Source organism: Campylobacter concisus (genome assembly GCF_003048615.2).
In the GTDB taxonomy this organism is placed as follows: domain Bacteria; phylum Campylobacterota; class Campylobacteria; order Campylobacterales; family Campylobacteraceae; genus Campylobacter_A; species Campylobacter_A concisus_C.
On the sequence record NZ_CP049263.1, the window covers coordinates 1,142,348 to 1,156,108 of the forward strand.

Sequence of the window (13,761 nt, forward strand, 5' to 3'; positions counted from 1 at the left end):
AAAACTTTATTAAATTTGGGTTATGTAAGCTTTAAAGCATCTTTTGTTACTATTGCGTTTTTAAATTTACTAGGTGGGCGATGTTTATAAAAGGCTTTTTTTCAAACTCAGTTGGCATCATGACTTCAAGGATTTTAGGGCTTATAAGAGATCTTTTAACGGCTTCTATCCTTGGTGCTGGCATATTTAGCGACCTCTTTTTTATAGCATTTAAGATACCAAATTTATTTCGCCGCATCTTTGGCGAGGGCGCCTTTACGCAGGCATTTTTACCAAATTTTGCAAATAGCAAGAAAAAAGCGATCTTTCAAGCTGAAATTTTCATCAAATTTCTACTTTTTATAGGTGTTTTGACGCTTCTTGTAAATTTATTTACGCCTTATTTTATAAAGATCATCGCAAGCGGTTTAAGCGAGCAAAATATCACAGACGCGGTGCCGCTCGTGCGCATAAATTTCTACTATCTAGCCCTTGTTTATATCGTCACTTTCATGGGTGCGCTGCTTCAGTATAAAGGGCACTTTGCAACGACTGCGTTTTCTACTGCGCTACTAAATTTAGCCATGATCGCTTCACTACTTTTGGCTCGCGGCAAGAGCGAGAGCGTGGTCGCACTTTATCTTAGCTTTGGCGTCGTTGCAGGCGGCATTTTGCAGGTTTTAGTGCATCTAATCGCTATGAAATTTAACGCCTTAAATAAAATTTTTTGGGGCGGTCTAAGCGGATATTTTAAGGGCAAAAGAGCGCAGAGTAAAGGCTTTTTTATAAATTTCTACCACGGCTTACTTGGCTCAAGTGCGATGCAGATAAGCGCATTTATGGACACTTGGCTGGCTAGTTTTTTGGTAAGTGGCTCGATAAGCTACCTCTTTTATGCAAATAGAATTTTCCAGCTCCCGCTTGCCATCTTTGCGATCGCGCTCTCTCAGGCACTCTTTCCAAAGATCACCAGGCTTTTAAAGCAAAAAGATGAAGCAAACGCCCTAGTTTGGACAAAAAAGAGCTTTTATCTGCTTCTTTGCGCTCTACTAGCAGCCACGATCGCAGGCGTAGTGCTAAGTGAGTTTATCATCTGGCTCTTGTTTGAGAGAGGAAATTTCGTAAGGGCAAACACCATTGAATGCGCCAAGGTGCTAAGTGCCTATTTGGTGGGGCTCACGCCATTTGGACTGGCTAAAATTTTCTCACTTTGGCTTTACGCAAATATGAAGCAAAAAGAGGCAGCTAAAATTTCTATCATCTGCCTTGTGATAAATTTGATCCTAGCAGTCATTTTGATGCAGAAATTTGGAGCTGCTGGCCTTGCATTTGCAAGCTCGCTTGGGGGATTTTTACAGCTTATTTTATACATTAGAGCCTTTGGAGCTAAGCGATTTTTAGCTATAATCGAGCCTAAATTTATAGCTGCTATCGCTGTTGCGGCGGTTTTGCTCTATTTTGGTTTAACATTTTTAAAGGATATATTTAATGCGAATTTTTGATACTTCTAAAAGAGAAAAGGTTGAGTTTAGCCCTATTAAAGATGGCGAAGTTAGCATCTATCTGTGCGGTCCAACGGTATATGACGATGCACATTTGGGACATGCAAAGTCAGCCGTTAGCTTTGATCTTTTAAGAAGGGTCTTAAAAGCGCTTGGCTACAAGGTCAAATTTGCAAGAAACTACACCGACATCGACGATAAAATTTTAAATAAAATGGCGCAAACCGGACAAAGCCTAGAGGAGATCACAAACAAATATATAGCGCACTATGAGAGCGACATGGGCGCTTTAAACGTGCTTGATCCAGACTTTAAGCCAAAGGCTACGCAGTGCTTGGAGGCGATCATTAGCTACATCAAAGTGCTTATGGATAGAGGTGTGGCGTATAAAACGAGCGATGGAATTTACTTTGATACGAGCAAGGATAGCGGCTATTTTAGCATCAGCGGTAAGGATAACAACACCGATCTAATCGCACGCGTAGTATGTTTTTGCGAGAAAAGAGATGAAAAAGACTTTGTGCTTTGGAAATTTGACGAGAAATGGTACGAGAGCCCATTTGGCAAGGGTCGCCCTGGCTGGCACACCGAGTGCGTGGCGATGATAAGGGAGTTTTTAAGCGATAAAGAAAATGATAAATTTGAGATCGACATCCACGCTGGTGGCATCGACCTACTCTTTCCGCACCACGAAAACGAGGCAAGCCAGTGCAGATGCGCTTATCATAAAAATTTGAGCAAATACTGGATGCACAACGGCTTTATAAAAGCAAATAACGAAAAGATGAGCAAGAGCCTAAATAACAGCTTTTTCGTAAAGGACGCCCTAAAAAACGTTCATGGCGAAGTGCTTAGATATTACTTGCTTACGAGCCATTACAGAGCTCATTTTAACTATTCAGATGAAGATCTAGTAGCTTCAAAAAAGAGACTTGATAAAATTTACCGCCTCAAAAAAAGAGTTGATAGCGTGCAAGCTGGCATGGCTAATGAGAACTTTAAAAATGAGCTGCTTGAGGCGCTAAGTGATGATCTAAACGCTTCAAAAGCGCTTGCAAGCGTCGATGAGTTTGTAAAAACGGCAAATGAAAGACTTGATAACAACCCAAAAGATAAAGCATATAAGGCCGAAGTGGTGGCAAATTTAGAGTTAATAGGCGAAATTTTAGGCATTGCTATCACAAACTATGTGGAGTATTTTCAGTTTGGTGTAAGCGATGAGCAAAAAGAGCAGATAAAAAGGCTTCTTGATGAGCGCGCGGTAGCTAAAAAAGAGAGAAATTTTGCAAGGGCTGATGAGATAAGAGATGAGTTAGCAAAGATGAATATCTCTATCATGGACACGCCAAATGGCGCAGTTTGGGAGAGAAATAATGAATAATTTTGGCTTAAAAGATGTGCTAAAGCGCTTTGGTCCATATTTTAAAGACTATATCCCACACTTCATCTTTGCCATCATCGGCATGGGGCTTGCCAGTGGCGGAACGGCGGTAAGTGCCTATCTAGTCGAGCCTGTGCTAAATAAAATTTTTGTTGAGAAAAACGAAAAGCTGCTCTACATCTTGCCTTGCGCCATCATCGCGATCTACGTTATAAAAAACATCGGAACCTTTATGCAGGCCTATTTTACGGCATATATCGGGCAAGATACGATTAGGAGATTTCGCGAAAAGATGGTTGCAAACCTTTTAAATTTAGATATGGACTTTTTCAATGAATTTAGAACCGGCGAGCTAATCAGCAGAACAACAAACGACATCGACCGCATAAGATCGATAGTATCAAGCATGATCCCTGAACTTACGAGAGAATTTATAACCATCATCGGGCTTCTTTGCGTCGTCATCTATCAAAGTCCAAAGCTGGCATTTTTCGCTCTTGTCATCATGCCAGTGGCGATCTATCCGATCTCGCGCCTTGCTAAAAGGATGAAGAAAATTTCAAAGCAGTCACAAGAAAAAACATCTGACATCACCTCTGCGCTTAGTGAAATTTTTACAAATATCGAGATAATCAAAGCAAATAATGCCCAAGAATACGAGCATTCACGCTTTGTCGATGAAAATAATAAATTTTTTAGGCTAAATTTAAAAAGCGTCAAGATCGAGCAGCTAGTAAGCCCGCTAATGGAGACCATTGGCTCAATAGGCGTGGCAGCTGTTATCATCATAGGCGGCAAAGACGTCATCGACGGGCATATAAATATGGGCGCATTTTTCTCGTTTTTAACAGCGCTTTTTATGCTCTACACCCCACTAAAACGCATCGTAAATATCTACAACAAGATGCAAGATGCCATCGCAGCAAGCGAGAGGACGTTTTTCTTGATGGATAAGGTAAGCCAGATAAAAGATGGCCAAAAAGAGCTAAACGAAGAGATAAATTTGATCAAATTTAAGGGTGTCCGCCTAAGCTACGGCGACAAAGAGGTCTTAAAAGGGATAAATTTAGAGGCAAATAAGTCAGAATTTATAGCCCTTGTTGGCTCAAGTGGCGGCGGAAAAAGCTCGCTTATGAATTTACTTATGAGATTTTACGATGTAAATGGTGGAGAAATTTTGATAAATGGCATAAATTTAAAAGATATCAAAATTCACTCACTTCGCCAAAATATCGGGCTTGTAACCCAGCGCGTCTATATCTTTAACGACACAGTTGCTAAAAACGTAGCTTACGGCAGAGAATTTAACGAAGATGCCGTTATAAACGCACTAAAACTAGCCAATGCTTATGAGTTTGTAAGCAAGCTAGATAACGGCATAAACACTATCTTAAATGAATTTGGCACCAACCTCTCAGGCGGTCAAAGACAGCGCATCGCCATAGCTAGAGCGCTTTATCAAAACCCACAAATCCTAATCTTTGACGAGGCTACCTCTGCGCTTGATAACGAGAGCGAAAAAGAGATCACAAAAGCGATAAATAATCTAAGAAGCAAAAAGATCATCTTCGTCATCGCCCACCGCTTAAGCACGGTTGAAAATGCCGATAAGATCGCAGTTTTAAGTGATGGCAAGATCATTGATAGCGGAAGCGACGAGGAGCTTAGCAAAAGAAGTGAAATTTATGCAAAACTTAAGGGCAAAGCCTTAGTTTAAGGCGATTTTTGCTAAGATTTGCGTAAATTTTTAGGCATTTTAAAGAGGTTAAAATGAGCTTAAACTACAATACTTTAAAATCTATATTTTTTAAATTTGATCCTGAAACTGCCCACAAGATCGCTGAAATAGCGATGGTTGGGGCAAATAAAATCTTCCCCGGCTCGCTAAGCTTTTTAGCGCACAAATGCGTGGTCGATGACAATGCACTAAAACAAAATTTATTCTCAAGCACCTACCACAACCCAGTTGGCATAGCTGGCGGCTTTGATAAAAACGCCACGATGTTTGAGGCGCTAACGGCTCTTGGGTTTGGGCATTTAGAATTTGGCACATTTACACCAAAACCACAACCTGGCAATGCAAAACCAAGGCTTTTTAGGCTCATAGACGAAGAGAGCATCCAAAATGCGATGGGCTTTAACAACGATGGCTGCGAGGCTATCAAAAATAGAGTTAAAAAGATCTATCCTTTTACCATACCGATCTGGGCAAACATCGGTAAAAACAAGGTTACGCCAAATGAAGATGCGATAAAAGACTATGAAATTTTAGTAAGAGAATTTAGTGAAATTTGCGATACATTTGTCATAAATGTCTCATCACCAAACACGCCAAATTTAAGAGCACTGCAAGATGAGAGCTTTATAAAAGAGCTTTTTAGCGTCATTTTGCCACTTACTAAAAAACCTATCATCTTTAAAATAGCTCCTGATATGAGCCATGAAGATGCGATCAAACTATGTAGCTGTGCGGTAGAAAACGGCGCTAGTGGCGTGCTTGTTTCAAACACAAGCGTTGATTATTCGCTCTCTCACTCGTCAAATTTAAAGGATTTTGGCGGACTAAGCGGCAAGGTGATCGCCAAAAAGTCAAAAGATATCTTTAAAGCCGTGGCAGACGAGCTTTATGGCAAGACGACACTTATCGCATGTGGTGGCATAGATAGCGGTGCAGAGGCTTATGAGCGCATAAAAATGGGGGCAAATTTAGTCCAAATTTTTACAAGCTTTATCTTTAAAGGGCCGATGATCGCAAGAGATATAAATTTAGAAATTTTAGAGCTTTTAAAAAGAGATGGCTTTGCCTCTATCAGCGAAGCAGTCGGCGCAAATGTTAAAAAATAGAGGGCAAGAGATTGATAAAATTTAATAAATTTAAACTAGAAAATGGACTTGAAATTTATCACGTGCCAGTAAATCCTGGCTCAAAAGTGATAAGTGTCGATGTCTTTTATAAAGTTGGCTCCAGAAACGAAGTGATGGGCAAAAGCGGCATCGCTCACATGCTAGAGCATCTAAATTTCAAATCAACCAAAAATTTACGCGCTGGGGAGTTTGACGAGATCGTAAAGGGCTTTGGCGGCGTAAATAACGCAAGTACGGGCTTTGACTATACTCACTACTTTATAAAAGCCTCAAATGAAAATTTAGACAAAACGCTTGGACTTTTTGCCGAGCTTATGAAAAATTTAAGCCTAAAAGATAAAGAATTTCAGCCAGAGCGCGAGGTGGTGCACGAAGAGCGCAGGTGGCGAACAGACAACAACCCCATGGGATACCTCTACTTTAGGCTCTACAACCACGCATTTATCTACCACTCATACCACTGGACGCCAATAGGCTTCATAAAAGATATCGAAAACTGGAAGATCGCTGATATAAAAGAATTTCACTCCACATACTATCAGCCAAAAAACGCCATTTTGATGATAAGTGGCGACATCGGCAAGGACGAGGCATTTAAGCTAGCTAAGAAAAACTTTGGCAGCATAAAAAACAAAAAAGCCATACCAAAACTACACTGCAAAGAGCCTGAGCAAGACGGCGCAAGAAGGGCTATCATCTACAAAGATAGCCAAACGCAAATGCTAGCTATCGCTTATAAGATCCCAGACTTTAGGCATGCCGATCAAGTGGGGCTAAATGCGATAAGCGAGTATCTAGCCACTGGAAAAAGCTCCATTTTGCAACAACGCCTAGTCGATGAGCTAATGCTTGTAAATCAAATTTACGCTTACAATATGAGCTGCGTTGATGAAAATTTATTTATATTTTTAGCAGTTTGCAACCCAGACGTCGAGGCTAGCACGGTTGAGGCTGAAATTTTAAAGATCATAGATGATCTAAAGAGAAAGCCAATAGACAAAGAGGACGTTTTAAGAGTTAAAAATTTGATAAAAACTGATTTTATCTACTCATTTGAGAGCGCGAGCAAGGTGGCAAATTTATACGGCTCATACCTTGCTAGAGGCGATATAAAGCCACTTTACGAGCTTGAAAAAAATATAGATAAGATAGATGCCAAGCTTTTAAAAGAGATAGCAAATAGATATTTCAACGAAAAAACTAGCACGACAATAATCTTAAAAAAGGAATAGACGTGAAAAATTCGCTTCAAGGTGCGATGACAGCACTAGTTACGCCATTTAAAAACCAAAAAATAGACGAAGTCAGTTTTGAAAAACTGATAAAAAGACAGATAAAAAACGGCATAGACGTCGTTGTGCCAGTTGGAACAACAGGCGAGAGTGCGACTTTAACGCATGATGAGCATAGAATTTGCATAGAAATCGCAGTAGATGCATGTAAAGGCACAAATGTCAAGGTGCTAGCTGGTGCTGGCAGCAACGCCACTCACGAGGCCATAGGTATCGCTAAATTTGCCCAAGCTCACGGTGCTCACGGCATCTTATCAGTCGCTCCTTACTATAACAAACCGACGCAAGAAGGGCTTTACGAGCACTACAAGGCTATCGCAAACAGCATAGAAATTCCGGTGCTCCTTTACAACGTCCCAGGCAGAGTTGGCGTAGATATCTTGCCAGCAACCGTTTTTAGACTTTTTAAAGATTGCCAAAACATTTACGGCATCAAAGAAGCAACAGGCAGCATCGATAGATGTGTCGATCTGCTAGCTCACGAGCCTGATTTGGTGGTTATTAGTGGCGAAGATGCGATAAACTACCCTATCCTATCATACGGCGGCAAAGGCGTTATCTCGGTTACTTCAAACCTCTTGCCAGATCAAATTTCGCAGCTTACTCACCTTGCGATGAACGAAGAGTACAAAAAAGCAAAACTGATAAATGACAACCTCTATACGATAAACAAAACGCTCTTTTGCGAAAGCAACCCGATACCGATCAAAGCGGCGATGTATCTAGCTGGGCTGATCGACACTTTGGAGTACCGCTTGCCACTTTGCAAACCGAGCAAAGAAAATTTTAAAAAGATCGAAGAAGTTATTAAAAATTACGAAATAAAGGGATTTTAATGAAGGACACACTAAACGAATTTAAAGGTAAAACGCTAGTCATCAGCGGCGGCACTAGAGGCATCGGCAGAGCCATAGTCGAAGAATTTGCAAAAGCTGGCGTAAATATAGCTTTTACCTATAACTCAAACGAGGAGCTTGCCAAAGAGCAGGCAAAAGAGCTTGAGGCTACCTACAAGATAAAAGCTAGAGCCTACGCGCTAAATATCCTTGAGCCAGAGACTTATAAGGAGCTATTTTTAAAGATAGATGAGGACTTTGACAGGGTTGATTTTTTCATCTCAAACGCTATCATCTCAGGCCGTGCGGTAGCTGGTGGATACACTAAATTTATGAAGCTAAAACCAAGAGGTATAAATAATATCTTCACAGCAACCGTAAATGCCTTTGTCGTGGGCGCGCAAGAGGCTGCAAAACGCATGGAAAAAGTGGGTGGCGGCAGCATAATTAGCCTAAGTTCAACTGGAAATTTAGTCTATATCGAAAACTACGCAGGCCATGGCACAGCAAAAGCAGCCGTTGAAGCGATGGCAAGATACGCTGCGACCGAGCTTGGCGAGAAAAACATCCGCGTAAATGTCGTAAGCGGCGGCCCTATCGAGACAGACGCGCTAAGAGCCTTTACAAACTACGAAGAGGTGCGCGATATGACGGCAAAGCTTAGCCCGCTAAACCGCATGGGACAGCCGACCGACCTAGCTGGAGCATGTCTATTTTTATGCTCATCTAAGGCTAGCTGGGTGACTGGACATACATTTATAATAGATGGTGGCACGACTTTTAAATGAGAGCTAAATTTCTAAGCATAAAGGCATATTTGTGAGCTTAAATTTACCAAATTCACTGGCATTTTTTAGGATATTGCTAGCTCCGCTTATGTTTTTTATGCTCGTAAATGCGCCAGGGATTTTTACGCAAATTCATATAAGCTGGATAAACTACTTCGCAGCCCTCATCTTTGTGATCGCCTCGGTGACTGACTTTTTTGATGGCTACATCGCTAGAAGCTGGGATCAAAAGACCAAGCTAGGCGCGATCCTCGACCCACTAGCCGATAAGATGCTGATTTTGGCTGCATTTTTGGGTCTTATGATGCTTGGCAGAGCGAGCGCTTGGGCTGTTTATCTCATCTTGATAAGAGAGTTTTTTATAACTGGCTTTCGTGTCGTGATGGCAAGTGACGGCGTCGAAGTCGCAGCTTCGATGGCTGGCAAGGTTAAAACCGTTTCGCAGATGTTTGCGGTTGGATTTTTACTGATGAGCTGGCCTGGTGGCGAGCTTTTGCTCTGGATAGCTGTTGCGCTTACGCTTTATTCTGGATTTGAATACATCTTTGCCTATGTAAAAGCGATGAAAAAGAGTTAAATTTGAGCTACGAACTAAAAGAGATCATTCTAAAACGCACTGCAAATTTAGAGCCGGCACTGCAAAAGCAAGCCAAAAAACTAAATCAAAAGATTATTAATACAAATTTTTATCACGATGCTAAAAATTTAGAAAAGATCGGCGGTGTGATCAGCCCTGAGCTAAATGAATTTTTATTAAGCTGCGCTTTAGAATACGACAAAACCCATGCAGATAAATTTGATACCTTTGATAACGACGTAGAGACTTTGCGTGGCATTTGGAGCGCGATGAGCTTTTCAAAAAACCCTGAAATTTTAGACTATCTAAGCACGCAGGCCACTCGCTCGGTATCGCACCGCTCGTTTGCGCACAGATATATCTTTGAAATTTTACGCTTGCAAGAGAAGGCCGGCCGTTCACATCCGCTACTTGCCAAGCTTTATGGCTATTATGATGACTTGCAAGCAAAACTGCCTATATATGAGCTTTTGCGCCGTATAGGCGTAAGCCCTGCTGATCCTTATGATTTTGATATCTCGCTAAATGCTGTAAATTTTGGCTACTGGTTTAGCAATCAAGGCTTAAGTGATGAGGAGCTAGCTAGTAAATTTCACTTAGAAATTCGCCTTTTTGCGCCATTTGTGTATGATCACACATTTGAGATAGAGCTTAGAAACGACGCTGTACCAAGGGCTAGAATAAATTTTAACGATGATGGCATGAGCTTTTTGCAAGAGCTGCCAAAAGATATTTTGCCCTGCCCTGATATTTTAAATTTAAAGCCATTTGTAGCTCAAGTAAAGTCACGTTTTAATGTGAAATTTGATCTAGACGATAAAGACAAAAGTTATTTTAGCGTCAGCAAAGGGCTAAATAGAGCCAAAATACTCTCTTGGCTAAAAGAAATTTTCGCCTAAATGGCAAGCCAAATTTGAGAGTAAATTTATAAACTTTGGCTAAAATCTCATCAATTTTTTCAAAAAAAGGTAAGTTTTGAAAGGCATTCTCTTCACGCTGGCCCTGCTTTGCCTTGGGCTTTATGCGTATTCGTTTTATTTTTTAGTGACCGTTTTAGCCATTAGTTTTCTCATATTTTTTCACGAGCTTGGCCACTTTTTAGCAGCAAGATCGCTTGGCGTCAAAGTAAATACCTTTAGCATCGGCTTTGGCGAGAAAATTTACACCAAAAACGTTGGCGGCACCGACTACTGCCTAAGCGCGATCCCACTTGGCGGATACGTGCAGCTAAAAGGGCAAGACGACACCGACCCAAAGGCCAAAAACTATGACGCTGATAGCTACAACGTGCTAAGTCCAATAAAGCGCATTTACATCCTCTTTGCTGGGCCATTTTTTAACTTTATCCTAGCTTTTTTTATATACATTTTGCTTGGATTTATCGGCGTTGAGAGGCTTGCGCCAAGTGTCGGACACATAGCTGAAGGCTCAGCAGCTGCGAGCGCTGGCATAGCAATAAACGATAAAATTTTAGTGATAAATGGCGTAAAAATAAACGAGTGGAATGATATCAGCAAAAACGTAAAGCTTGAGCCAAGCGCCATTTTGATAGATCGCAACGGCTCGTCACTAACCATAAATTTAACACCAAAGATAGGTGAAACGATAAATTTATTTAATGAAAAGGTGCAGCGCCCACTGATCGGCATCCAGCCTAATGGTGAAGTGGTGAAAATTTATCACACAGGTTTAGAGAGCCTAAAATTTGCCTTTGGCGAGACGATCGAGGCTTCAAAGCTCATCTTTAAAAGCTTTGAAAAGCTAGTCGTTGGAGCTGTGCCATTAAAAGAGGTCGGAGGCATCGTGCAGATCGCCGATGTCACTTCAAAGGCCGCTAAGATCAGCCTTAGCGTGCTTCTAACCATCGTGGCGCTCATCTCTGTAAATTTGGGCGTGCTAAACCTCTTTCCTATACCAGCGCTTGATGGTGGGCACATTTTATTTAACATTTATGAACTAATTTTTAGACGCGAGATAAATGAGCGAGTGCTTGTTACGCTTACCTACTGCGGCTGGGCACTACTGCTTGGCATCATGGTGCTCGCAACCTTTAATGACATTATGAGATTAAGCGGAGGTTTATGATGATAGTTTTAAAAGATCTACTTGAAAAGATAGAAATTTTAAGCAAAGATGTGACGCTGATAGCCGTTAGCAAAAATGTGACATGCACTGAAGTGAGGGAGCTTTACGCACAAGGACAGAGAAATTTTGGCGAAAATAGAGTCCAGGAGCTAGCCAAAAAAGAGCTAGAGCTGCAAGATTTCACTGACATCAAATGGCACATGATCGGCCGCTTGCAAAATAATAAAATCAATCAAATGATAAGCCTAAAACCAGTGCTTTGGCAAAGCTGTGATAGCTTCGAAAGAGCCCTAGAGGTCGATAAAAGGCTCAGCTATAAGCTAGACACTCTACTTCAGATAAACTCGGCCGACGAAGATACAAAGCAAGGTGTGAGCGTCGCAAATGCGGCTGAAATTTATGAGCGCATCCAAAGCGAGTGCAAAAATATAAATTTAAAAGGTGTGATGAGCATCGGAGCGCATGTGGATGAGCCAAAAGAGGTGCAAAAGAGCTTTGAGCTAACATATAAAATTTATGAGAGCCTAAAGCCAAAAGGCGCAACTATCTGCTCGATGGGTATGAGTAGCGACTTCGAGTTAGCAATAAAATGTGGCTCAAATATGATCCGCCTTGGAACGATGCTATATCTATAAATTTGTCCCTCCTGGGGCAAATTTACCTTTCTACCCCTTTTTAAATTTTAATCTAAGTTATATGATTTTATAATGCGATTAAATAAATTTTTAACGATAAAGGAGTAAATGTGTTTAAAAATTTTATTCTAACCGCTGTTGCGATCTTGTTTATCTCGGGTTGCGGTAGAGCTGAAAAGATAGCTAGGATCGAGCAAAAATGCGCAAATAATGAAGCTGTTTGGTGTTTAAAGCTTGGTAAAACATATGCCAGAAGAGACATCAACAAAGGTGTCATGTACTATCAAAAAGCTTGCGATCTAGGCGATAAAAGGGGTTGCTATAGACTTGCAGTTTTACTAAACTCAAAATCAATCAACTCAAAAAAAGACAATGAAACGATCGTAAAATCACTAACTAAATCATGCGATCTTGGCACGCCAAAAGCTTGCTTTGAGCTTGGCGAATACTACGAAGATGACCCAAAAATGCAAAGCAAAGCAAATGAGCTATTTGCAAAATCATGCGAGCAAAGATTTGGTCTTGCTTGCTATAAGTTAGCTGACTTTTACGGCGAGAAAAACGATGCAGCCACTCAAAAAAGCTACCTAGAGCTAGCGTGCAAATACCGCTATAAAGTAGCTTGCGAAGAAGTAGGCGAAAATAAAAAATAACAGCTTAGCTTCAAATAGTTTTTTGAAGCTATTTTCTTAAATTAAAATTTAGCATCTGCTAAAACAAGCGCAAAAAGCACATCAACGCCTGCTTTTTGAAGCGTATCTCTAGCTTCTAGTATCGTTGTGCCAGTGGTTACGATGTCATCTATCAAGATAACTGGCGCCGTGATCTTTTTTAAAATTTTAAAATTTCTTGGATTGTTTTGCCTAAATTTAAGATCCTTGCCGCTATAGCTGACACTGCTTGTCGCATGCAGGGCATGAAAGATAGGTTTAAGGTTTTTAGCACGAAGCTCATTTGCCAAAATGGCCGTGTGTGAGTAGCCATGATGCACTCTATCATCTATCGGCAGGGCATAAATTTGCTCTGGGAAGCTAAAGCTTTTAGCAAATTTCTTAAATGCAAATTTGGCTAAATTTTTATAGATAAAAAGTCCGTGCATGTGGTGCTTTGAGTGGATGAGCTCTTTGATCTCAGAGTAGCCGTAAAAGCTATAAATTTTAAAGCCCTCTAGCTCTCTTACCAAAGGGCTTGGCTCGCTTAAAATTTGCGAGCAGGTTTTACAAAATGTCTTTAGCGTAAAGCTCTTGCAAAACGCACAAAACATCAGCTATTTAAGATAGCGATAGCAGAGCGTTTAACAGCGTCATTTATGATGTCTGTTAAGAATGGCTTAAATGCTCCACCAGTGCGAACTAGCTCAAATTTGGTTTGGTTGTTTGAGATATTTTTGATGATGCTTTGATCGCCTTTTTGGATTTTAAGAGTGATCTTTATCTTGCCCTTTGTGTTGTCACTGCCATATCCGCTCATATTTGCTTCAAATTCGTTTATGAAAACTTCAACTACGACGCCACCCATGCCATTTACATTTGCGCCACGTGCCGCAAGCTCTCTTTTAAGGGAGTCGCTAAAGTAAGTCGCAAGATCGTTTTGAAGCACGACATACTCTTTTACAGTGCCTCTACCATCGGTTATAGTTGCGATAGTGCTTTTGTTTTTGCGACTATCATGCACCGCGCTTATATAGACTTCAAGGCCGTTAGCTTGCTGACTTGCAGCAGTTTTGTAAGGATCAAAGGCAACTACTGTCTGAGTAGGCGCGCAACCGCTCAAGAATAGGACAAAAAGTCCAAAGATAGCTAAAAATTTAAATTTACTCAT

General features: G+C 40.9%; 14 protein-coding genes. 12 read left to right on the plus strand and 2 right to left on the minus strand.

Annotation, left to right across the window (positions count from 1 at the left end):
- Nucleotides 1-80 precede the first annotated feature (80 nt).
- The 12 genes from murJ to CVS89_RS05850 all read left to right on the plus strand — a co-directional run bounded on the left by murJ (nucleotide 81) and on the right by CVS89_RS05850 (nucleotide 12,593).
- Nucleotides 81-1,481 carry a murein biosynthesis integral membrane protein MurJ gene (gene murJ / locus CVS89_RS05795; RefSeq protein WP_103570419.1) on the plus strand — a complete coding sequence of 467 codons (1,401 nt, stop codon included), beginning with the start codon at nucleotides 81-83 and terminating at the stop codon, nucleotides 1,479-1,481.
- A complete protein-coding gene (gene cysS / locus CVS89_RS05800) occupies nucleotides 1,468-2,862 on the plus strand; it encodes a cysteine--tRNA ligase (RefSeq protein ID WP_107848533.1) in 1,395 nt (464 codons plus the stop codon). Before murJ ends, cysS begins: the two co-directional genes overlap by 14 nt.
- Complete coding sequence (locus tag CVS89_RS05805; protein ID WP_107848534.1) at nucleotides 2,855-4,579, plus strand: ABC transporter ATP-binding protein; 1,725 nt, start codon at nucleotides 2,855-2,857, stop codon at nucleotides 4,577-4,579. Before cysS ends, CVS89_RS05805 begins: the two co-directional genes overlap by 8 nt.
- A 53-nt stretch (nucleotides 4,580-4,632) precedes the next feature.
- Entirely contained in the window at nucleotides 4,633-5,706 is a 1,074-nt protein-coding gene (locus tag CVS89_RS05810; protein ID WP_107848535.1) for a quinone-dependent dihydroorotate dehydrogenase, read from the plus strand.
- A gap of 11 nt (nucleotides 5,707-5,717) precedes the next feature.
- Nucleotides 5,718-6,959, plus strand: coding sequence for a M16 family metallopeptidase (locus tag CVS89_RS05815; RefSeq protein WP_107848536.1), 1,242 nt, complete (start codon nucleotides 5,718-5,720; stop codon nucleotides 6,957-6,959).
- A gap of 26 nt (nucleotides 6,960-6,985) precedes the next feature.
- Nucleotides 6,986-7,855, plus strand: a complete 870-nt coding sequence (gene dapA, locus CVS89_RS05820) for a 4-hydroxy-tetrahydrodipicolinate synthase (RefSeq protein WP_219811330.1) — start codon at nucleotides 6,986-6,988, stop codon at nucleotides 7,853-7,855.
- A complete protein-coding gene (locus CVS89_RS05825) occupies nucleotides 7,855-8,643 on the plus strand; it encodes an enoyl-ACP reductase (RefSeq protein WP_021089130.1) in 789 nt (262 codons plus the stop codon). The genes dapA and CVS89_RS05825 overlap by 1 nt, the downstream gene beginning before the upstream one ends.
- Before the next feature lie 31 nt (nucleotides 8,644-8,674).
- Nucleotides 8,675-9,220 (plus strand): CDP-diacylglycerol--glycerol-3-phosphate 3-phosphatidyltransferase, encoded by a 546-nt coding sequence (gene pgsA, locus CVS89_RS05830; protein ID WP_009293904.1) that lies wholly within the window; start codon nucleotides 8,675-8,677, stop codon nucleotides 9,218-9,220.
- A gap of 2 nt (nucleotides 9,221-9,222) precedes the next feature.
- On the plus strand, nucleotides 9,223-10,119 hold the full coding sequence (locus CVS89_RS05835) for a hypothetical protein (RefSeq protein WP_107848537.1): 897 nt from the start codon (nucleotides 9,223-9,225) through the stop codon (nucleotides 10,117-10,119).
- 76 nt (nucleotides 10,120-10,195) lie between these two features.
- Nucleotides 10,196-11,305 carry an RIP metalloprotease RseP gene (gene rseP / locus CVS89_RS05840; RefSeq protein ID WP_107848538.1) on the plus strand — a complete coding sequence of 370 codons (1,110 nt, stop codon included), beginning with the start codon at nucleotides 10,196-10,198 and terminating at the stop codon, nucleotides 11,303-11,305.
- Complete coding sequence (locus CVS89_RS05845) at nucleotides 11,302-11,940, plus strand: YggS family pyridoxal phosphate-dependent enzyme (RefSeq protein ID WP_196376803.1); 639 nt, start codon at nucleotides 11,302-11,304, stop codon at nucleotides 11,938-11,940. Before rseP ends, CVS89_RS05845 begins: the two co-directional genes overlap by 4 nt.
- A gap of 110 nt (nucleotides 11,941-12,050) precedes the next feature.
- Entirely contained in the window at nucleotides 12,051-12,593 is a 543-nt protein-coding gene (locus tag CVS89_RS05850) for a tetratricopeptide repeat protein (RefSeq protein ID WP_107848539.1), read from the plus strand.
- A gap of 41 nt (nucleotides 12,594-12,634) precedes the next feature.
- Here the strand turns inward: CVS89_RS05850 and CVS89_RS05855 are convergent, their stop codons facing one another.
- Both CVS89_RS05855 and CVS89_RS05860 read right to left on the minus strand, forming a co-directional pair.
- On the minus strand, nucleotides 12,635-13,204 hold the full coding sequence (locus tag CVS89_RS05855) for a ComF family protein (RefSeq protein ID WP_107848540.1): 570 nt from the start codon (nucleotides 13,202-13,204) through the stop codon (nucleotides 12,635-12,637).
- On the minus strand, nucleotides 13,204-13,761 hold the full coding sequence (locus tag CVS89_RS05860; protein ID WP_012001474.1) for a YajG family lipoprotein: 558 nt from the start codon (nucleotides 13,759-13,761) through the stop codon (nucleotides 13,204-13,206). The genes CVS89_RS05855 and CVS89_RS05860 overlap by 1 nt, the downstream gene beginning before the upstream one ends.